This window comes from Chryseobacterium glaciei, from assembly GCF_001648155.1.
GTDB classification, from domain to species: Bacteria; Bacteroidota; Bacteroidia; order Flavobacteriales; family Weeksellaceae; genus Chryseobacterium; species Chryseobacterium glaciei.
Window position 1 is genome coordinate 4,821,281 of record NZ_CP015199.1, and the last position, 22,365, is coordinate 4,843,645.

At 40.1% G+C, this 22,365-nt stretch carries 17 protein-coding genes and 1 pseudogene; 7 read left to right on the forward strand and 11 right to left on the reverse strand.

Annotated features, from left to right (window positions below; translation table 11 throughout):
• Positions 1 to 15: 15 nt before the first annotated feature.
• From A0O34_RS21800 to A0O34_RS21810, 3 genes are read right to left on the reverse strand one after another with little or no spacing between them, the layout of a single operon-like run.
• Positions 16 to 2,514 (reverse strand): TraG family conjugative transposon ATPase, encoded by a 2,499-nt coding sequence (locus tag A0O34_RS21800; protein WP_066759339.1) that lies wholly within the window; start codon positions 2,512 to 2,514, stop codon positions 16 to 18.
• Positions 2,511 to 2,843, reverse strand: a complete 333-nt coding sequence (locus tag A0O34_RS21805; RefSeq protein WP_066759341.1) for a DUF4133 domain-containing protein — start codon at positions 2,841 to 2,843, stop codon at positions 2,511 to 2,513. The genes A0O34_RS21800 and A0O34_RS21805 overlap by 4 nt, the downstream gene beginning before the upstream one ends.
• Positions 2,844 to 2,854: 11 nt before the next feature.
• Positions 2,855 to 3,160: a DUF4134 domain-containing protein gene (locus A0O34_RS21810; protein ID WP_066759342.1), complete on the reverse strand. Its 306-nt coding sequence runs from the start codon at positions 3,158 to 3,160 to the stop codon at positions 2,855 to 2,857.
• Between the two features lie 195 nt (positions 3,161 to 3,355).
• Between A0O34_RS21810 and A0O34_RS21815 the strand changes: the two genes are divergently transcribed.
• Both A0O34_RS21815 and A0O34_RS21820 read left to right on the forward strand, forming a co-directional pair.
• Positions 3,356 to 3,667 (forward strand): DUF6922 domain-containing protein, encoded by a 312-nt coding sequence (locus A0O34_RS21815; protein WP_228394333.1) that lies wholly within the window; start codon positions 3,356 to 3,358, stop codon positions 3,665 to 3,667.
• A 4-nt stretch (positions 3,668 to 3,671) separates the two neighbouring features.
• Positions 3,672 to 4,109: a DUF6922 domain-containing protein gene (locus tag A0O34_RS21820; protein WP_228394334.1), complete on the forward strand. Its 438-nt coding sequence runs from the start codon at positions 3,672 to 3,674 to the stop codon at positions 4,107 to 4,109.
• A 417-nt stretch (positions 4,110 to 4,526) separates the two neighbouring features.
• On the opposite strand, the gene A0O34_RS21825 is transcribed toward A0O34_RS21820, so the two are convergent.
• From A0O34_RS21825 to A0O34_RS21850, 6 genes are all read right to left on the reverse strand, one after another.
• Entirely contained in the window at positions 4,527 to 4,949 is a 423-nt protein-coding gene (locus tag A0O34_RS21825) for a hypothetical protein (RefSeq protein ID WP_066759343.1), read from the reverse strand.
• A 153-nt stretch (positions 4,950 to 5,102) separates the two neighbouring features.
• Positions 5,103 to 5,735: a hypothetical protein gene (locus A0O34_RS21830; protein ID WP_066759344.1), complete on the reverse strand. Its 633-nt coding sequence runs from the start codon at positions 5,733 to 5,735 to the stop codon at positions 5,103 to 5,105.
• A gap of 5 nt (positions 5,736 to 5,740) precedes the next feature.
• Complete coding sequence (locus A0O34_RS21835) at positions 5,741 to 6,544, reverse strand: hypothetical protein (RefSeq protein ID WP_066759345.1); 804 nt, start codon at positions 6,542 to 6,544, stop codon at positions 5,741 to 5,743.
• Positions 6,545 to 6,587: 43 nt separating this feature from the next.
• Positions 6,588 to 7,220: a conjugal transfer protein TraD gene (locus tag A0O34_RS21840; RefSeq protein WP_066759346.1), complete on the reverse strand. Its 633-nt coding sequence runs from the start codon at positions 7,218 to 7,220 to the stop codon at positions 6,588 to 6,590.
• A 49-nt stretch (positions 7,221 to 7,269) separates the two neighbouring features.
• Complete coding sequence (locus A0O34_RS21845) at positions 7,270 to 7,674, reverse strand: DUF3408 domain-containing protein (protein ID WP_066759347.1); 405 nt, start codon at positions 7,672 to 7,674, stop codon at positions 7,270 to 7,272.
• A gap of 10 nt (positions 7,675 to 7,684) precedes the next feature.
• Complete coding sequence (locus tag A0O34_RS21850) at positions 7,685 to 8,452, reverse strand: ParA family protein (protein ID WP_082891229.1); 768 nt, start codon at positions 8,450 to 8,452, stop codon at positions 7,685 to 7,687.
• A 695-nt stretch (positions 8,453 to 9,147) separates the two neighbouring features.
• Here A0O34_RS21850 and mobA point away from each other — a divergent pair.
• From mobA to A0O34_RS21875, 5 genes are all read left to right on the forward strand, one after another.
• A complete protein-coding gene (gene mobA / locus A0O34_RS21855; RefSeq protein ID WP_066759919.1) occupies positions 9,148 to 9,582 on the forward strand; it encodes a conjugal transfer protein MobA in 435 nt (144 codons plus the stop codon).
• A gap of 3 nt (positions 9,583 to 9,585) precedes the next feature.
• Positions 9,586 to 10,893, forward strand: a complete 1,308-nt coding sequence (gene mobB / locus A0O34_RS21860; RefSeq protein WP_066759348.1) for a conjugal transfer protein MobB — start codon at positions 9,586 to 9,588, stop codon at positions 10,891 to 10,893.
• 188 nt (positions 10,894 to 11,081) lie between these two features.
• Positions 11,082 to 13,076 (forward strand): conjugal transfer protein MobC, encoded by a 1,995-nt coding sequence (gene mobC / locus A0O34_RS21865; RefSeq protein WP_066759349.1) that lies wholly within the window; start codon positions 11,082 to 11,084, stop codon positions 13,074 to 13,076.
• A 218-nt stretch (positions 13,077 to 13,294) separates the two neighbouring features.
• On the forward strand, positions 13,295 to 19,474 hold the full coding sequence (locus tag A0O34_RS21870) for a gliding motility-associated C-terminal domain-containing protein (protein ID WP_066759351.1): 6,180 nt from the start codon (positions 13,295 to 13,297) through the stop codon (positions 19,472 to 19,474).
• Positions 19,475 to 19,558: 84 nt separating this feature from the next.
• On the forward strand, positions 19,559 to 20,233 hold the full coding sequence (locus A0O34_RS21875; RefSeq protein ID WP_066759353.1) for a PorP/SprF family type IX secretion system membrane protein: 675 nt from the start codon (positions 19,559 to 19,561) through the stop codon (positions 20,231 to 20,233).
• A gap of 752 nt (positions 20,234 to 20,985) precedes the next feature.
• On the opposite strand, the pseudogene A0O34_RS21880 reads toward A0O34_RS21875, so the two are convergent.
• Both A0O34_RS21880 and A0O34_RS21885 read right to left on the reverse strand, forming a co-directional pair.
• Positions 20,986 to 21,423, reverse strand: a pseudogene (locus A0O34_RS21880) (TetR/AcrR family transcriptional regulator); the annotation flags it as partial.
• 316 nt (positions 21,424 to 21,739) lie between these two features.
• A complete protein-coding gene (locus tag A0O34_RS21885) occupies positions 21,740 to 22,036 on the reverse strand; it encodes a hypothetical protein (RefSeq protein ID WP_066759359.1) in 297 nt (98 codons plus the stop codon).
• Positions 22,037 to 22,365 lie beyond the last annotated feature (329 nt).

The window sequence follows — 22,365 nt, forward strand, 5'->3', positions numbered from 1 at the left end:
ATTGTTATGAAATTTTTATTGGTTCTCTTTTTTGTTGGCAGCAATCCTTTTGATTGCCAGCTCAACATTACCGCCCAGCTCCTGGGCGAGCTGCATGACTTCGAGCTTTTCGGTTTCTTCGGTGGTGTATGCCAAATACTCCTGTGCAGAAACTTCTGTAGCGTATACCGCAGAATGGGTTCCCCCCAGTCCGATCCATACTTCTTTATAAAATCTGGAAGAATCGTTATTCATATTAATGGATAATACCTGCGCTTTTTCTTTATCGGTCAGCCCCAGCATCGCCTGTATATCATCGAACTTGTTCATGTACTTGCGCTGATCTAGCAGGATCTTGCAGTCGGAATTGTTGATAATACTTTCTCTGACAATTGGTGAATGAATAATATCATCAACCTCCTGAGTGACCACGATAGCCTCTCCAAAGAATTTCCTAACGGTTTTAAACAAATATTTCAAGTATTCTGCCATACCTTCCTTGGCAATCGCTTTCCAGGCTTCTTCAATTAATATGAGTTTTCTGATACCTTTGAGTCTTCGCATCTTGTTGATAAAGACCTCCATAATAATGATGGTGACGATGGGAAAAAGGATTTTATGATCCTTGATAGCGTCAATTTCAAAGACAATAAAGCGCTTGGTCAATAGATCCAGCTGTTTATCAGAATTGAGCAGATAATCATATTCACCGCCTTTGTAGTAAGGTTCCAGTACATTAAGAAAATTGGCAATATCAAAATCTTTTTCCCGAACCTGTTTTTCTTCAAGGACCTTACGGTAGTCACCTTTTACATATTCATAGAATCCGTTAAATGATGGATGTTCATTTTCCTTTTTGATCTTTTCTATGTAACCGCTTACAGCATTAGAAAGGGCTACTTCCTCGGCTCTGGTTGGCGGTTCATCATCGCGTTTCCATAGCGTGAGTACCAAAGTTTTAATACTTTCCCTTTTCTCAATATCGAATACCCCGTCATCGGTATAGAAAGGATTAAAGGCAATGGGATTATCTTCGGTATACGTAAAGTATACGCCATCCTCCCCTTTCGTTTTTCCTTTGATCAGTTCACACAATCCCTGATAGGAATTTCCGGTATCAACAAGCAGTACATGGGCACCCTGCTCATAATACTGCCTCACCATATGATTGGTGAAAAATGACTTTCCACTACCTGAGGGGCCTAGGATAAACTTGTTCCGGTTGGTAATGATTCCCTTTTTCATAGGGAGATCAGAAATATCCAGATGGATGGGTTTTCCGGTCAATCGGTCTGCCATCTTAATTCCAAACGGCGACAGCGAATTTTGGTAATTGGTCTCTTCAGTAAAGAAGCATAAGGCCGGTTCAATGAACGTATAAAAACTTTCTTCACTCGGAAAATCTCCTGCATTGCCTGGTATCCCTGCCCAATATAATGTGGCAACATCTGTCGTATTATGACGGGGTTTACACTCCATGAGCGCCAGTGCACTGCCCGTATCATTCTTCAACATTTTCAGTTCCACAGGATCATCAGACCACGCCATTACATTGAAGTGGGCTCGGATAGAAGAAAGTCCGTAAGAATGAGCCTCATTCAAATACCGTTCGATCCATTCTTTATTGATCTGATTGCTTCGGCTGTATCTTCCAAGAGAATGCATATTCCTTGCAGACTTTTCAAATTTTCGTAAGTTATCTTCGCTGTTATCCAGGAATAAATACTGGTTGTAGATGTGATTACAGTTTAACAGCAGTCCCACGGGAGCGGCGAACGATAATCGGCAGTCACTTCGGTCAGTCGATAATTTTTCATACCGGAGATCCGTAGAAACAGTTCCCGGAAGATCGTCGGTATCAGACAACGTGTGCAGACACAGCCTGTTGTTGCCGATCCGCATTTCTTCGGCACCCATGGCGATATCCTGCATTGGAGTTCCCGCCTGTCTTGACAAGGTAAAGTACTGTTCCAGTAGTCCCTGTTTATCCTCAGCTCCAACAATGTCATCTTCACTCAAACGTTCGAGCTTCACCAATCCTGAATCATTCACGATCCTTTCAAACTGGCTAACCGATTCCATAAACCTCGAAACCGCTTCCTTATCCCTGATCTCCTTTGGAACCAAAACTCCTTTGCAGAGGGATGAAAAATTACTCTGCATCCTCATCCTTTCTTTCGAGGTTTTGGTAATAAACACATAGCAGTAATGGTTCAAAAAAGGACGCTCATTGAAATGCTGCTGGTAAGATTTCGCTAAAAAGCTTAGTCCTTCCTTTGTAATATCAGGTGAATAGTTTTCCCTGATATACCAATCCTGTTTGTGGATTACGGTATAATCAGGAAGTGTTTTTACCGCCTTATGCCAGGCAGAATGAATGGCTTCGTATTCAGATGCAGCCACCGTGAAAAGCTCAGGTAAATGTACCTGGAAGCAGGCCGTAATATCCGCTTCCTTCGAAATGATGCAGTGATCTTCTACTGCCAGGAGTGGAAACTTACTTTCCAGCGTACTGGTCTTGCTTATGTTTCTCATACGGCTGGCTTTTTAGGAGTCGATTTCAGATAACGGTAGATAGGCTTACGGCAGATAATATATCTTGGATGGCTTTTTACAGCGCCTACTTTCATTAAGCCATGCTCACCGTACTTTTTGTTCAGCGAAAAGGTCTGCCAGATGATCAGTGAAGCTCCAGTAGCACCAATAAACAGGCAGACGTAGGAATTAACCCCTGCCATGTAAAGAATCATTGTGAGAATAAGGATGCCTAACAGCCCGCCTGCAAAAATGAACAGGTACTGCGCTTTAAGACCCTTAAATTCCACACTGCGCCCAATGCCTTTGTTGATATTGTAATTATTCATAAGGCAAAGGATTACAGGAAGAATGAACGCAGGATGGTAGCCGCCACGATTAGAAATATACAGGCACCAAACCAGCTCGCAGCTGTTTTGCTTGTATCGGGATCACCGCTGCTGAATTTGTTGTACACCTTTACCCCACCGATCAGTCCTACTACCGCACCAATGGCATAGATCAGCTTGGTTGCAGGATCAAAATAGGAGGTTACCATCTGGGTTGCTTCGTTGATTCCGGCACTTCCGTTACCCTGAGCAAGGACCCCTGAAATTGAAAGCAATACCATACCCGTCAACAGCAGTTTTTTTCTTTGTTTTTCCATTACTAATTGTATTATTTGTTAAAGATTTTCCCACTCTCTGCGGGATCTGAAAACAAATGTATCGGTGAAGCAAAGACAGACTAACATACTGGCATTCAGTGGAATTACTTGGCGTTAAATGACTTTTAAAGTGAAAAAAAACGTATATTTGATAGAGCTCTTTTTAAGAAAAAAAATTGAAATCCGACTTATAGAATGATGAAAGAATCCAAGAAAAACATACCCAACCTGCATCCAAAATTCTTTTGGGATTTCAGATTTGATGAGATCGAATGGGAAGCTTATAAAATGGTAATCGGTCGCATCGTTGAGCGTGGAGGTCAGGAAGAAATTGAAGAAATCATTCGTTTTTATGGTCGCGAAAAAGTAGTTACGGCAATCCGTGATGAAATTTATTTCCTACCCAACTATGCAATTGATCGTGCATTAAAATTCTTTCCCGAGCTCAAGAAGGAAGAGATGTACTGTTATCTCAATAGAAAAGACAAACCTTATCACTGGATTTAACTTTATGAATAAACGTTTTCGCAATTCCGGCAGTAGAAGAAACAGCCGCCGCGCAGAAATAAAAGCAAAAATTATTGCCTACATCATTAATTTCAGGGTTCAACAAAAAAGTAAATGTTATGTTATTAAACCCATCTCAAAAAATAAAAGAATGCCAAAAATAGATCGTGTTTTTTTTTGGGACTACGATATAGAGGCGATGGATTTTGACAGAGCTTACAGATCAATCATCGGCCGCATCGTAGAGCGCGGAGGACAGGAAGAAATTGACGAAATCATTCGTTTCTATGGGTATGAAAAGGTAGTCCGTACCATTAAAAATGAAATCCATTTCCTCCCTAATTATGGTATTGATCGTGCATTAAAATTTTTTCCGGAGCTAAAGAAGGAAGAGATGTACTGCTACCTCAATAGGAAAGACAAACCTTATCACTGGATTTAGCATCAATAAGGAATGCTGGATCTTAGAGCGGTTTTTTTTAGATTACAGACATTCTGTTAAAGTGAAAAATATTCGTAAAATAATATGATAATAAGTATTCTATACAGCATTAACCCATATTCACTTAATAATATACAGCAAATCATATATTACCATCATATAGCTTTTAATAATTGTTTATTTTTGAATTTTAAATAGTTAGCTTTCAAAATACTTTTAAAAATCAAAATTGGAGAAACCGGGGATTCGTTCTCGGTTTTTTATTGTTAAATTAGACAGGCAGGCATAAAAAAACGCCAGACTTCTATGTTCTGACGTCGAGAATAAATATGTATTGAATAAATTTAAATGACTATTTAAACTTTCTATTTTACTATTCTCTTTTAATAGTTTTTGATGGCACCAGTTCTTCACCAATTATTTTCCATTTTCAGAATACGGCTTCTGCTCATCTTCTGATAATTCATTCCATTGCAGCCCATAGGGTGCACCACCACTTGTATATCCAACAATAAAGGCGAAATTTTCATCCTGATCGATACCCCATACCTGCCCTTTGCTTTTTGCCAGTGCGGCTTCCTTCTTTTGCTTTTTCTTCGCAGTCACCAATTCAACAGAGCGTTTGACTGCTGTTTCATATTCCTCTGTAACAGTAATCCCCAAGATCCGCAATTCTGTGATCGAACATAGAAGATCGGTGTGATAACGTCTGGCATAAGCCCGTACCAGGTGCTTTCCCGTATAAGTTGGCAGCCACTGCTTTGCAGACTGCAATCGCCTTTCACGCGGCATTGTACATTTAAGTTGTTTATTGCCTTTTCTCTTTCTCTTCTTAGCCATATCAAGATATCGTATTGATCGGGAGTTTTCAGTTAATGGTTCACCTATATAGTGGCATATGCAAAGATCCGAATTTTCTTACTATTGTCATGAAACTACTACTGTCTTGTGGGATCATTTATTTTCTAGAAACAACCCCTCCTGTGTCACAATTTACAGCTTACGGCCTTTTCGCGGCGGCTTATTTTCCTTTTGTTGTATGGTGGCTTTGCCGGAAACCGGTTCTGCATATTGATTCTTTTTCAATCCGGATTCCTCCAGCAGTTTTTTGGGGATATTGGTATTCATAATTATTTTCCCTCCAGTAAGAACCGGAATTATATCTTTAATAATAGAATTTTTAATCATCTCTGGTCCTCTCGGATGCTGCAGTATCTTCTCTATCGGCATCGTGAATTGCCATACTTCGAAAGACCTATCGGGAACACCTGCAACAATACCCGTCACCATTGCCTTTTCAAGCTTTCCTTGAAATTTTTGCATCTCTTTTTCCTGGAGGTATTTGTCGAGCAGGTTATCAATATACAGCTCAAGATCCATCTTCAATTCGTGATCCCTACCCCCTTCGCTGAATTTCTCCGAAGGGAGTGAACGGCAGTACACTTCGGCATCATCAATAAGTTTCTGCCCTTTTTGATCATCAGCCCGGTAAGTGGTTGGCCCGCCGTGACCCCGGTTGGAAGCAGTGCCGGCCTTTATTCCGTCTATATACAGATTTGCTGAAAATGCATTGGTCTCTTCACTAAGCTTCTCGCTATATTGAATACTTTTTAACTCTATTTTCATAACTTTTAAAGTTTGGGTCCTTTTCTTTTGATCGGTTTATCGCCTTTGGAAGTTTTAATGGATTTTGCTTTATTTTCTCTGATAGCTTCTTCTATTCCGGTATCTTTCCAGCTAACCTGACCAGCTCTGAAATGAGATTTCAGGTTACTTTCCTTTAAATTAGACAGCTCATCAAAACCATGCTTTCTGTTGTATCCGATCGGGTCCAAAGCACTTTCATGGGGAATGCTCACAACAAGTATATCTTTAGGTATTTCTGTTACGGAATTAAAATCAATCTCCTGAAATTCATGTTTTTTCGGATTGTACGGAATAAAGTACTTATCCTTTCCGTCAACATAATAGTCTTGGATCTTAGAAAATACGATACCTCCGGATAAAAAATCATCTTTAGGACGCAGCATATCCATCCGCAGATCGACATAAAAAGGATGACCTGCAATATCAACAATGGGTAAAAGACCACTAAGCCGTTCTTTTAAGGCGGTCTGATCAACCATTAGATCAAAATCGCTCCTGGTTGCAAACATTTCTAAAGGAACACCGTATTTCTCCGACATTCCTTCCGGATCGAGTGTGACTAATTCCGGCAGACTTATCGTAACCGTTTCTCCACTGATAAAAGAAGACGGTATATTCTTTTCCGTCAGACTGTACTCAAAAGAATAACCATTGTGGTTTCCAAGATCCCTCATCTCAAAAAGCGAAATTGTATTGTTAGGATTATCCTTTTCCCTTAATTCTAACTTATTGACATCGACCAAGAATTCGGTTCCTTCGATGTTTACTGTTGGTAATTCTCTTTCCATGCTAAACCATTATCTAAGAGTTAAAAAAATGGGGCCCTGTCTTTTAGACAAAATCCTCAATATCAAATCCGTCCAGATTTCCATTCCGCATAGTGGAAGAACCGGCAACTGTTTCGGCGGAAAGGCTTCGGTCCAATAGCGCTGCTATTCTTCTCGAAGCTCCTTCCATAGAGCTTTCCAATAGGCTGAAGAGTTCAGTTCCCTGTATTTTACGAACAATGTCTACCGCTTGTTTCTCTAAAGATGGCTCGGGCGTTTCTTGGCTCAGCAACATCCCCACGGTACTTAGTTCTTCAAAGGTGACCCCTGTGGCGAAACCGTCTTCACCATCGGAAACCCTATACTTGCCCCACTCTTTTTCCTCATCTTCAAAATCAGGCATGTGACCAAAAACTTCTTCCGGTTCTTCCTGCGGAATTTCTATATCGAAATCTTCTTCTTTGATTTCACTGGCTAAATTATTTGATTTAGTCTCTTGTTGATTATTTTGGCTTTCAGGGGCATTCTTTGGCGTCGAAAGTCTCGTTGCGGGCTTCGGCAAACCCATAATTTCCGGTAAAATGATCGCCGTTTTATTCTGGCTTTCTTTCGTAACCGGTCTTTTTTTGATCACAAATTTATCCTCCAGCAGTAAAAAGATGACCACGAGCAGGCATATTACAATAAGTGTTTCCATAACTATTTAATATTTAGGTATTCTGTGAAATTGGGAAAAGTGCATTTTCTCATAGGATAGGTTTATTTCTTTCATTAAAAAAGTCGGTAATATCGACTCCGAATTCTTGGAAATGATATTCAAAAATATTATCGATATAGGAATAAAGTGTCGTCTTATCTTCCCTGGTTAATTGAACAATACGAAGAAGCCGTTCATGATATTCAGGCCGTATGTATACCACTTTACCATTGCGCCCCGATGGGTAACGGTTGGTAAGAAATACCTCTTCATAGCTGATCTTCTTTTGAATGTTTTCTTTCCTTCTCTCCCGAGATTTACTTTCTTTAGTTTCAACATCCTGTTTAGTAGCTTGATTGTCGGAAGCCGGCTCTTTACCACTCATGATCTCCATGATTGAAGCCTCATCAACTATTGGCTTTTCAAAACTCTTTTTAATTTCATTAGAATCCATGGCTCACATTTTATCGTTTTACGATTTTTAGAAATTCCTGAATAAACAGATCCAATCTGGTCATCCGCATTAACTTTTCTTCCGGTGGCAGTAAACTTGATCTGAATATATAATTACCGCTCTCTTCCGTTTCTCTGCGAAAACGCTTGCTATCCATGATCCGGGTTTGCATAACATTCAATTCCAATTCCTTAATAACGGTCTGATAAGCATCATAAAGAGTGGTTTTTTCCCTGCCATCCACTTGGTTCCAGAATAACCAGTATGACTGCTCCGCTTCAACTGAAACTGTCCCTGCAAGCTTAAGAAGTGCGGTAGCAAAGCTTAAGGTGCTTTCCACCACAAGACGGTCAGCGGTTATTGGAGAAAAAATAAAATCCATCACTTTTAAGGTGGTCAGTACACCACTGGTGTTGGCTGTTCCGGGCAGGTCGAAAAAGATAAAGTCAAAATGAAGTGCGGAGTCATCAACATGCTCTGCCGCTTTTTCCAGTGCATCATCAGCTTTGCACCGGATAATGGAATATGCTTTTTTATTGATCTGCTGATACAGTTTTAAAGCGGCCTTTTTATGGTACTCATTCTGCATCACCGTCTTCATATCCCGATCCCTCATTTTGCCCAGGCTATGTTGAGGGAAATCACAGTCCATAATGAGTACATTATAACCGAGTCTGAAATGCAGAAGACTTGCGACTAAAGTGGTAAATGTTGATTTTCCAACGCCTCCCTTTTGGGTGGAGAAACTGATTTTTAAAGGCTTTTTCATTGTCATGATTTTAAATATTTATAATTGTTTTTATTAGAAATTGCGCAGGAATAAAGATGTAAAGACGCATATACGGCGATATTCCTGTATTACTTTTTGCCAAATTTTCTTTACAGGATTATTGCTTGGTTTCTTTATTCCTACATGCTTTTCTCTAAATCCCGTAAGTTGTATCACAGCTTATTTTACAAACAATATGCTTTACCAGCTATACGCCAAAATGCTTTTACAGTTTTACATATTTACACTTTAGCAGTTGCCCGTCGGTAAAGTAATATTTCCTGTTTCTTTCCTTATTGCCGGCATAAGCAATTGTATATATTTCGGTAAAACCATAAAGCAAAGAAAGAGCATAACCATGCTATATGCTTCTGTATGGCAGTATTTGGCGCTTTCAGGCTTCATTTGGCGCTGCTTTCGATTGCAATCCTTTCAACATTCAGCCCGAACTTTGTAAAAAGATTTTGAAATGGATTTTACAGATAACTACTCCGGCAAATCAGCCCGTATCCCGGACAGCTCAAAGCTGTCTTTCCCTGCTTTATTTAATTCATCCCGCAGGGTGAATTCTCTGTTCACCGGAACAGAGCAAGTTATGTTTTGAGCTGCTGGAAATGAATTCCGCAGCTCAAAACGACTTGCCCTTGCAGGGGGCTGAAAACCGCTCCGAAGTCGCAGTTTTATTAATTTATAAATGGATTATCATGGAAGAAAATAATGATCATAAGAATAAGAAAGGAGGCCGCAATCCTAAAAAGAACCCGGCCATATTTCGGTATTCGATTAGCCTTAATTCAGATGAAAACGCGCGTTTTCTAGCTCTTTTTCAGCAGTCCGGAATGAAGGTAATGGCACATTTTATCACCGCGTGCCTGTTTCAGAAAACAATTAAAACCATAAAGATTGACAGTTCTGCTATGGATTATCATCTACGGCTAACCAATTTTTATGCACAGTTCAGGTCGGTTGGCGTCAATTATAATCAGGTTGTAAAGATTATGTACCGTAATTTTTCAGAAAAAAAAGCCTCTGCGTATCTCTTTAAACTTGAAAAACAAACGATTGAAATGGCAAAATTAATTCAGGAAATCATCCGTCTTACTCAGGAATTTGAAGAAAAACATCTTAATAAAGAATGATAAATGGTCGCAAAAATTGGCAAGGGTGCAAATTTATTGGGCGCGCTCATCTATAATCAGCAGAAAGTTGATAAGGAAAACGGACAGATTTTATTCATGCAAAAGATAGCTGAAACAGTTAATGGTCAATATTCAGCGTCACAATTATACCGCTCTTTCGAGCTTTACCTCACCGCAAACCAAAAAGTGGAGAAGCCTGTATTACATATTTCCCTTAATCCTGATCCGAGAGATAAGGTCAGCGATGAACAGTTTATATCCATCGCCCAACAGTATATGAGAGAAATGGGCTACGGAGAACAGCCTTTTATCGTATTCAAGCATACCGATACCGAGCGGACGCATATTCACATTGTATCCACCAACGTTACTCTGGATGGCAGGAAAATCTCAGATAAATTTGACCATCCCCGTTCAATGGAAATTTGCAGAACAATTGAAAAACAATACCAACTTTTCCCTGCAACAGAACAGGCTCAGTCTTCCAGTAATGAACTTTTTAATCCTGTTGATTATAAAAAAGGAGATATTAAGAGCCAGCTTGCCTCGGTGGTAAGGTATCTTCCAAAACATTACCGGTTTCAAAGCATGGGTGAATTCAATGCCCTATTATCGCTGTTCAATATAACGGCTGAAGAAGTTAAAGGTGAGTTAAAGGGAGTACCAAAACAAGGGTTGGTTTATTTTGCTTTGAACGAAAACGGTGATAAAATTAGCAATCCTTTCAAAGCCTCATTATTTGGGAAAAGTGCAGGATATCTTATGCTGCAGAAACATTTAGAGCAGTGTAGCGATGTGCTGAAAAGAGAAAACTCAAAACCTTTACTCATAAGATCAATTGAGATTGCCATGCACACGTCCACGGATGAGGTCAGCTTCAAAAAACAATTACAGGAACAGGGGATCAATACCGTGGTACGAAGAAATTCTGAACGACGTGTTTATGGGATAACATTTATTGATCACAACTCTAAAACGGTATATAATGGCTCGCGTTTAGGAAAAGAATTTTCTGCCAATGTCTTTAACGATTGGTGGAACAACCATCAAAAACCGGAAATCAAAAATACCGAGGAGAAAAAAACACCTTTGAAATCATATCGATCCCCCAAGGATCATCATTATAGTGAAAAACCGCATCATATTTTCGATTTCCTAAATGAAGAGCAGTCTTTATTTCAACTGGATGAAACTGGTTTAATAGAATCTTTTGGAGGATTATTGCCGGATGCCCTTAGTGATGATTTTGAAGAAATAAACTTTGAGAATCAAATGAAGAAAAAGAAACGGAAACGTGGAAATCAAAAGTAGCAGGCGATGGGTAATCAATGCTATAGGTTCATTCTCTCACCAAAAAGACTTCTCAAAAGCTCCACTGCCCTTAAAAATTAGCAAAAGCAAAGCCATCGAAAGCCTAATAAAGCCACCTACGGCCACCGTACAATAATTCCTCAAAACCGGCTTTACATTCCCCCCTTGTAACATTTAAATCTAAAATAATGCAAGGAGAAGATGATTTAAGAGGGCTCGCTAAAATAGTGGAGTTTATGCGTGCAGTAAGCATCCTTTTGGTACTTATGCACAGCTATTGGTACTGCTACGAGTTTTTCCGCGAGCAGGGGTGGGTATTATCTATTATTGATAAAATACTAAGCAATTTCCAGCGTACCGCAGGATTATTTTCGCATCCCCTTTATACTAAGATTTTCACATTGGTACTCCTGTCTTTAAGCTGTTTGGGAACGAAGGGCGTAAAGAATGAGAAAATAACATGGCCCAAAATCTATACTGCATTAGCGGCGGGCTTCATTCTGTTTTTCTTAAATACTCCGCTGCTACATCTTTCACTGAACGTTGCTGCACTGCTCTATATGCTTACGTTAGGCTTAGGGTTTATCCTACTACTAAAGGCCGGGGTTTGGATGAGCAGGCTGCTGAAAAACAATCTAATGGATGATGTTTTCAATATTGAAAACGAAAGCTTTATGCAGGAAACCAGGTTAATGGAAAACGAATACTCCGTTAATCTACCCACCAAGTTCTATTACAATAAGAAATGGCATAACGGCTGGGTTAACGTAGTGAACCCCTTCAGGGCCACGATTGTGTTGGGCAATCCAGGCTCAGGAAAATCCTATGCTATTGTCAATAATTACATCAAGCAACACATCGAGAAAGGGTTCTCAATGTATATCTACGATTTCAAGTTCGACGATCTTTCAACCATTGCCTATAACCATCTTTTAAAACATACCGATAAGTACAAGGTAAAACCGACATTCTATGTCATCAATTTTGATGATCCCAGAAGAAGCCACCGCTGCAATCCCATCAATCCATCTTTCATGACAGATATTTCAGATGCTTATGAATCGGCTTATACCATCATGCTTAATTTAAACAGGAGCTGGATACAAAAGCAAGGCGATTTCTTTGTAGAATCTCCAATTATTCTTTTCGCTGCGATTATTTGGTTTTTGAAAATCTATCAGAATGGCAAGTACTGCACCTTCCCACACGCTATAGAATTATTAAACAAAAAATATGCAGATATTTTTACCGTCCTGACCTCCTATCCTGATCTGGAAAATTACCTCTCCCCTTTTATGGATGCCTGGAAAGGTGGCGCACAGGACCAGCTGCAAGGCCAGATCGCCTCGGCTAAAATTCCACTTTCCAGAATGATCTCACCACAGCTATACTGGGTAATGACAGGAGATGATTTTACATTAGATATCAACAATCTCAAAGAACCCAAGATCCTTTGTGTAGGTAATAACCCAGACCGCCAAAATATCTATTCCGCCGCACTCGGTCTGTACAATTCCAGGATTGTAAAGCTTATTAATAAAAAGGGACAGCTTAAAAGTTCCGTCATCATCGATGAGCTTCCGACCATTTATTTCCGAGGACTGGACAACCTGATCGCAACGGCGAGAAGTAATAAAGTGGCAGTTTGTCTCGGCTTCCAGGACTATTCGCAATTAAACCGCGATTATGGAGATAAGGAAAGTAAGGTTATCCAAAACACAGTAGGTAATATTTTCAGCGGGCAGGCAGTTGGAGAAACAGCCAAAAGTTTATCTGAGCGTTTTGGCAAAGTACTGCAAAAACGGCAAAGCCTGAGCATTAACCGTACTGACAAATCCACTTCCATTTCTACCCAACTGGATAGTTTAATACCTGCTTCCAAAATATCTACACTCACGCAAGGGATGTTCGTAGGTGCGGTTTCCGACAATTTTGAGGAGCGGATTGACCAGAAAATATTTCACTCGGAAATCGTAGTGGATAATGAAAAAGTAGCTGCAGAAACAAAAGCCTATCAGAAAATCCCACAGATCCTATCCTTTGAAAATGAGAACGGAGAGGATACCATGAAAGCAACCATCGAAGCCAATTACAAGCAGATTAAACAGGATATCGTAGAGATCATCTTCGATGAAATGGAAAGGATAAAAAATGATCCTGACCTGCAGCACCTGATCCAATAGTTATTTCTCCCGTAAAACCCTGCATGGGAGCATAAAAAATTTTCAGGGATGGTGATACCCAAAAACTCAAAACTATGAACCCTGACTCATCTTGAACGATGACAGCCTTATATGGCTGATCCATCCATTTAAAACAACCTATTAATTTATTGACATACACCAGAAAGCAAACAGCATTTCCTGTGTTTCTATCTTCTCAACTTTAATTTTTTTCTTTTATGACCTTACGACATATTAACAATTCGCATCATTCAAATGCAGGTATTTTCTTTAAAATACCTGCATTATTTTTCGTTCTCCTCCTCTTTTCATCACTGGCAAAAGCAGGAGATCTCTACTGGATTGGCGGTTCCGGCAATTGGAGTGACATCAATCATTGGTCACTTTCATCAGGGAATACCGGTGGACGTTTCTCTACCAGTATTCCGCAGTCCGGTGATCATGTAATTTTTGATACAAATTCCGGTTTCACTCTGGCCAGCAAAACGGTTACGATCAATCAGACTTCTGTTTGCAACACTATTACTGTGTCTGGCAGTGCTGTAAGTCCTGTATTTGATGGGGGCATCCTCGAAATCAAAGGGAGTGCTTACTATCAGATAGGAACCATTCTGAACAATCAGATATATTTTACTTCATCTGCCCCTGGAAACGCAGTTGCATTTAACGATGGGGTAACGGGATCAGCCAATTTTTATTTTAATGGAAGCGGCTCGTGGCTCGTTTCCGGTACACTGATGAATACCGGCAGGATCTATTTTACCAAAGGATCACTGGATTTTGGTTCCAGTACGATTACTACGGGAATTTTCGGGGAATCGGGCTGTTGTGGTTCCGTCCCCTTTCCACTGACTGAACCAAGAAGTTTACATTTAGGAACCAGTACCATTACCCTTACTTCCAGAAACTCGCAGGGTGCCGGTTCATGGGTATATTCGGGAACAAATTTAAATGCAGGCACTTCACAAATCAATATAACACAGGCGACGGATGATGGATATGGAGCAGATTTTTATGGAAAAAATGGCCATGTTTATTATAATGTAGCTTTTACCAGTACAGCGATTCCGATGGGTTACAACAGACCATCTATCGCGCAGGGCAACATGACTTTCAATAAAATTACCTTCGCTTCATGGGGTGCCATTTCCACTTCAAATGTAATCAATCAGCTGGTGCTTGGGAATGGCGGAAAATACCAAATGGCTAACCAGACCATTAATTCCATAACCGACAATACACCCGATTGCCAAAGCAAATGGGAGTTAACCGGATATGGAAGGGCATCAACATTGACAAGCCCGAATCCAATTACGGTAACGAACGCTGCGATTACTAATATCAAAACCGCGGGGGCTGGACCATTTTTAGCCAATAACAGTCTGGACATGGGCGGGAATACAGGCTGGACCTTTACGACTTCCTCTAAAAACTTATATTGGATCGGTGGCGGCGGTAATTGGACAGATCCTTCGCACTGGACTACCAACAGCGATGGAACATCAATTTCAGCAGGATGTCTACCCACCAGAAACGATAATGTATTTTTTAATCAATTTTCCGGCGCAATCTCTTCCGCATCTCCGGTGACCGTGAATACAACAACTGCCGAATGCAACAATATCACCTGGAACGGTGTTGCGGGCACACCTTTATTTAATTCAGCCAACGCATCAAACACACTGAATATTTTTGGATCAAGTGTTTGGCAGACGGGTATGCTCTATCAGGTTGCGGTTACCAATTACAGGAGTACAAATATTGGAAATATCCTCACCTCAAACGACGTAAAGATTCAGGGAAACACTACCTTTTCAGGTATCGGGGGATGGATTCTTAATGATAAATTTTCTAGTCCGGCCAATGATCTCAATTTTACGAATGGCAACTTAAATACCAACAACCAGCCTTTAACACTAAAGAATTTCGGTCCATTAGATAAAGGCACAGGTGCCCGCACATTAACGCTCGGAAATTCCATTATAACTGTTAACCGAAACTGGGCCTATATCAGTTATGGCGGTCCGGCAATCACTCTGAATGCAGGTAAAAGTCAAATCAATATACTCTCAAAAGGAGCCCATTTTTATTATCATTCAGGGCTGGATTATAATAATGTAGCTTTTACCAATACAGAAGGAAGTTCAACGTTGACTTCAGTCGCATACAGTACAACGACTCCATGCACCTTTAATACTTTAACTTTTGCAGGTGGAGGTTCTATTAATCCCGCAGGTAACCCAACTCCATTAAAGATCACCACACTAAATCTGGCAGCTTCAAAGAAGTTTGTGTTAGGAACAAATATGGAAGTTAAGCTTGAAAAACTCTTGATTACAGGGCCTGCGTGTGCCGGTTTATTGGAGATCAGCTCCTACCTATCCGGTACAAGGGCAAGATTAAATCTATTAAATCCTACAACAATTACCAATGCTAAAATAACGGATATTAACGTGTCCGGTGCTGCTTTAAGCGTTACCGATGGATTCGATGGGGGAAATAATTTAAATGTTTCAATCAGCCCGGTAACAGCACATAACTTCTATTGGATCGGCGGATCAGGTAATTGGAGTGATCCTGCCCATTGGTCATTGAGCGCGGATGGTACCTCCGGTATCGGTGGCGGATGTTTACCCGGCAGTATTGACAATGTTTTCTTTAACCGGTATTCTGGAACTGATTATATCGTAAATCTTGACATCCCTGCCAACTGTAATAATATGACATGGGAAGAGGTCGTTGGAAATACCCATATTTTAAAAGGTCTGCTTGAAAATCCACTTACTATTGGAGGTTCACTCATTTTACAGACAGGAATGGATTTCAATGTGGAGAGGGTCAATTTTAATGGTGGGAATTCCGGGAATACCATCACCACGCATGGCACAAAATTGTATTATAGTGCAGCTAATCAATCAAACAAAGGCGTATTTTTTAATAATACCTCCGGAAAATGGCTTTTGTCCGACACCTTTAATGTAAAGAATTTCGGGGTAATCAATGGTACTTTTGATACAGGCAGCCAAACCATTACTGCTGAAAATTATGAGTCCGAATACGACCCGTCAGGCGTAAACCCCATTTTAATTTTAGGATCATCAACCCTAAATATCAGTGGATATTGGAACGGCGGATCAATTAAAAAACTGGATGCAGGGACCAGTACCATTAATCTAACAGGCGAAATGCCAGCTTCAAATTCATCAGGTGGCGGAGTGAAAAATTACGAATTCAGATCAGCTCCTGGACTTATCTTTAATGATCTTCACTTTAAAAATACCGCATTACCTGCCAAAATATTTGGATACGACACCACCAGCGGTAATACCTTCAATACCGTAACTTTTGCAGGTGAATCCAGTATTAATGGATCAAACATTTTCAATATCCTTACCCTTGGAACGAATAAAAACAGCCATTTGATGGTGGGTTCTACGCAGACTGTAAACCAGCTGATCAGCAATTCTTCCTGTGGAAGCTGGGATTTTGATAATAATTGTATGTCTTCTGGCACAGCCTGCTCTACTACCCAAAAAGCAGTCATTAAATGTACTTCCGATATTCATGTAAGCCATGTAAGAGTAAGCGGTATAACAGTTACCGGAGGAGCTAGCTATAGGTCAGAAGGTGTAGATATGGGAAATAACAGTGGCTGGATCTTTTCAACCCCTGCCGCAAAAAACCTCTATTGGATCGGGGGCAGTGGAAACTGGGACGATCCTGCGCACTGGACCACCAACAGCGATGGAGCCACATCAGGCAGTTCTTGTACCCCTACCCGTTTTGATAATGTTTTCTTCAATCAGTATTCAGGAGAAAGTCCTATTATAAATATTAGAGGAAATGCAGCGTTCCACGATATGACCTGGAAGGGCGTAAAGGGTACACCGACAATTGGGGGCACATTATCCTGTTACGGTTCCATAACGCTTCAATCTAATCTATCGCACAACGGAGGGATTGATTTCCTTTCCGAAGAACAGGGGAAAACGATCACCACCAATGGTGCTGTTGTCGGTAATAATTATGATGTTAATTTTTCAGCTTCCGGAAGTTATACTTTTACCGATGACTTTACCACCAATTCAAGGATCAATTTCTTAAAAGGAAGGCTCAATACAAACGGAAAAACCGTTACCGCTCTTTCTTTTAACGGAGCTTCTACCAATGAATCGCGGTCTCTACTACTCGGCGCTTCCAGAATTTATTTAAGTTACGGCAATGAAGGCTGGTCATATACCAGTGATGATTTGGATGCAGGAACAAGCCACATTTATCTAATCGGGTCTGCCAATGAGTTTAAAGGAAAAGACGGTGCCGTTTATCATTCCATAACCTTTGATGCCGCCGCGAATCAAAACAATTCTCTGTATGGTGCCATTTCTGTTAGTGAGTTAATTTTTGCTTCTAAAAATTCCACGTATCAAATTGAGGCAGGAAAAACCATTACCGTTGAAAAGACCCTGCAAATGAGCGGTACCAATTGCGCCACAGTGCAGCTACAATCTACCGTTGCAGGCAGTAAGGCGGGTATTTGTTTAAAAGACAGCAGTGCCGTATTTAACTTTATATCCATAAAAGATATCGATGCAGCCTGCACCCCTTTTGTCATTTTACCACAAAGTACCAATGCAGGCAATAATACGGGTATTGTTTTTCAACCTAATCCCGGAACGGGAATCGGTGTACTGGGTCCGGATATAACACTTTGCAGTAGCAAGCTTCCTATCGTTTTAGACGGCAGTGCCTTTATGCCGGGGATCAATTCGAAGGTTCAATGGAGCAATGCGGGCACAGGCGAGATGTTGGGAAACGAAATTAAACAAACCATTTCAACAGGCGGAACATACCGCATAAAAGTTGAATATGGTGAAAACTGCTCAGTGACCGATGATATTGTGATCCAATCTAATCCAAAAGCAGATGCAGGAGACATTATTGCACCAAGTGTAAATAATTGCAGTGGAAAAAAAAGCATGATTTTAACAGCAGCCTTATCCATTTCCAGCACCATAATACATCCTTTTTTTACCTGGTATGATGATGTTTCGCAGCACCATACGTTAGGTACAGGTGCGACTTTTCAGGTTTCACCCGTTACCAAAAGATCGTATTGGGTAACGGTTAAAGGAGATAATGCCTGCGAGAGTGCTGTAAAAGAAGTTGAAGTAACTTTTGAAAATCTCGCCGCACCCATAGTTACCGTATCACAGCCTACCTGTACCCATGCAACAGGCAGCATTGATATTACCCCAAAGGAAAGAGTAACATATAGTATTAATGCTGGTACCTATTCTATAAACGCCCATTATGACTTAGCCGAGGGAGTATATTCAATAACTGCTCAAAATGCGGAAGGATGTACAAGCGAACCGGTTTACATCACCATAAATCCGCAACCAATACTTCCCACAGCTGCCATTCGTTACAGCTCAAATGAATTTCAGGCAATTGGTACCACTGAGGTAATTCAAACTGGTCAGACCGGAGGAGTTTACACTGCCTCTCCTGTGGGACTCATCATTGATGCTGCAACAGGAACCCTCGATTTGGAACATAGTGTACCAGACCAGCTATACCAGGTTACTTACACCTTTACCAACGGGTTTTGTTCTTCCAATATAAGCACCACAATAAGGATAAATTCTACGCCCGCAGCAATCAACTATCCCTTACTGGATTACTGTGCCATTGGTACCGTCAATATCGCTCGAACAGGACCGGCAGGTGGAAAATATACAGCCAATTCATCTGCTTTGAAAATTGATGAATTAACCGGCACCATTGATTTATCAAAGAGTTTAGCAGGGCGTTATATCATTACGTATACGTATATGGATGGTTCTATAGAATCCAAAACAACCACGATAATTACCATTAATGACTTACCTGTCATTACAATAACAAGCAGTGCCGGAACGGCAATTTCAAAAGGGCAAAGCGCTTCCCTGACTGCAACAGGAGGAACAAGCTATGCCTGGATCGGACCCAATATTATCAGCGGGCAGAATACAGGTACGATTCAGATCAAGCCTTCCGTAACTGCGACCTATACAGCTATTGTTACCAATTCCAGTGGATGCACTGAGGTAATGGATCTGTTGATAGAAGTTTCTGAAGTAAGTGCTTTAATCCCCAATAATGTTGTTACGCCTAATGGAGACGGGAAAAATGACACCTGGATCATCAGAAATATTGAGCAATATCCCAATAACAAAGTAAGTATTTATGACCGTGCGGGACGCTTGGTGTACAGCAAAATCGGCTATAACAACAATTGGGATGGCACGTGGAGTGGAAAACAGCTCAATGAAGATGCCTATATCTATGTGATAGACATGGGAAACGGTCTGGGCATTATCAGGGGAACCATTTCCATTATCAGGGATCATCACTAATCATCATTTATTATTCAAAAAGGATGCAGGCATGAGGTGTTTTTTACCTCACCCCTCCTACTATTTACTTAAAAACAAAGAGAAATGAAAACGATAAAATATATTATGATCGCAGCAGGCATATTGCTAATGAGCAAAACCTATGCGCAGCTTAATCCGATGGGAAGCACGTATTTTCAAAACCAATATCTAGCAAATCCTGCCATGGCAGGAATACAACAGGATTGGAAAGTTAATGTCGGCTACAAGGTCCAATGGACAGCAATTGAAGGTGCCCCTACCATGCAGGCGGTAACCGCTGACTATGGAACAGTCGGAAAGAAAATTGGGCTCGGCGTTAATTTTTACAATGAAAATGCGGGTGTTATCCTTCGAACCGGTATAAAAGGGACATACGCCTATCATTTAGCGTTAAATGACAATCAGAGTTTTTTGGATTTTGGAATTTCCGGTGGTATTATGAATGAATGGATCGATTATGACAAGGTTATTGGTGATCCTACCGACCTAAGTCTCCAGCAATTTAATGCCCGCAGGTGGTATGCAGACGGAGATTTCGGGATTGCCTACAGAAACGAGCGGTTAACCGTTCAGGGAGCCTTGCCTAATGTAAAACGATTTTTAAACAGGGATCTCCGAAGAAATACTATTGACCGCTCATTGTATATGGCTGCGGTAAGTTATAATTCACTAACCCAAATTTCACCATTGAGCCCAAAGCAGTGTATCGTGGTGTCGAAAATTACAAAGACATGGTAGATATCGGGGGAGAATTTATCTGCTTTGAAAATAAATTGATGATGAGTGCCATGTATCACAGTACCCACTCTGTCACGCCGGCATCGGCACATTCTATCAAAATCAGCTTCGGATACTCTGTCTTTACACGACAGGTCCCGCAGACCTTCGAAAATACAGCAATGGCGAATTTGAAATTGCGTTGCAGTATCAATTAAACAGAAAATATAGAGAGTGAATAAAAATTTAATAGATACAATAAAGGTTGGAAGCAGGAGATTATTTCTCTTGCTTTTTTCTTATAATGTGCCCTACAACTACTTCATCTACACAGAACGGAGCAATTCGGCAACTGTAAAAACACCTCAAAAAAAAGAGAATGTCTTTCTAGACACCCTCCATGGAAACACTTAAAGTGTTACAATAAATTTTTTCATTCAAATATACAACTATTTGCAATAGTGTTAAAGCGCATAAAAAAACCGGAAATTCGTTTCCGGTTGCAATAAAAAAAAGTATTATGAAAAAAAAAGTAAGTTATTATTTCAATGTTAAAATTACCCTAGATGAAAAAGTACAACAAACATTACTGTATAGCATCAATCAAATCTAACCAAACGGAGTAAAATATATTTTAAATTAGTTTACCCAATTAATATTTTTCGCCAAGGAGATTTTTTACGAGTAGGCCCATTCTATAATCTGTTTGAGGGTTTCTTTATTTCTATTGGCCTTCCACTGTATTAATGTCAATGCCCACATTGTTTCACCGCTCATCTTGGCCTGAAGGTAAGATAATAGATACCGCCAATCAGAATTCCTTCTATTTGCCCTGATATTTTTCTCACTATCTTTAAAATAATCGTCGGTATCTTAGTGAATAGCTCCTCACCCAGACGTTCCCGTTCCTTATTGAGCTCTTTGAGTGGTTTCAGATCCTCACTGAGTCCCCAATTGATAATTTTCCGCATTTCTTCATTGGCCATTAATGAATCAAACTGATTTTCCAAGAGAGAAAGCGCCGTTTTTTTCCCGAAGTCTTTCTTACTTTCTTCGATAATTTCATCAATCTGATCGAGGCTGATACTCCAGTAATCCCTACTGTTCAGATACTCCTTTACAAGATTTTCCATGCCTCCAAAATACTCGTAAATGAGTTTCCGGTGTAGATTTGCTTTTGTCGCTACCCTGCTAACATTTAAACCTGTAAAACCTTCTTTCTTAAGATCACACCAACCGCGGTCAAAAGCTTCATTTTAGTTTTTCCTTATCCCTGATCGGGCCACTGGTAGTCTTTCTTGTCATTTGCATCAAATTATAGAGGCAAATTGCCATTTTTTTCCTTGGGATCAAAGATTCTTACCATTTTGTTTTACAGTTCTTAGGGAGGGAGATGCCAAAGGGATGCTCATATAGAGGCGCCTTGAAATGGTTTAGGGACTTTTAGCACCACTCTTTAGGCTCAATTCATTCTGGAATTAAAAGTAGTAGAATTTTATTTTTCCACGAATTTTCATGGGATTGGCTTTACCAATTTATTTGAATTAAGTAGCGCGGCAATGCCTCGCTACTTAATAAGACAAATTTAGCTGTTGTGATTAATCCAAATCTGCATCTGTACGTGTGCCCAGTATAGAGAATCTGCCTGTCCCCAACCATGTGACATTCCATACTCATATCCTCCCGCCCAGGCACCAATGCATTAGTAGGTTGTTTTGGTCTTGAGGAAATGGCGTTGTTTGATTTACTTTGAGCGTTGGAAGATGTTGGCATAAAGGCTACCGCTGACAAAGCAAAAATTGCTGATAAAATAATTTTTTTCATGATTTGTAAATTGAGTTTATATTAAATATTTAGTAATTGTGTTTCTAAGTACAGGGTTAATAATATCAGTAATAATCAATCCAGTAACTGGCCCTTTAATGTTATGAATATGATTGCGACACAATTATAAATATTTTATTTCACAACAACGAGAAATAAAATAAATTTGTTTTTATTATGTTGTTTAATGAATACACAAAGTCTTAGCACTAACATATCCGGAATAATTTCCGTGCAACGCTAACATTAGATTCAAAGGTTCTTACTATTTTATGCCGCTGATTTTCCCATTATCGGTTTTTCGAACGCTCTATATTCTTTTTCATACA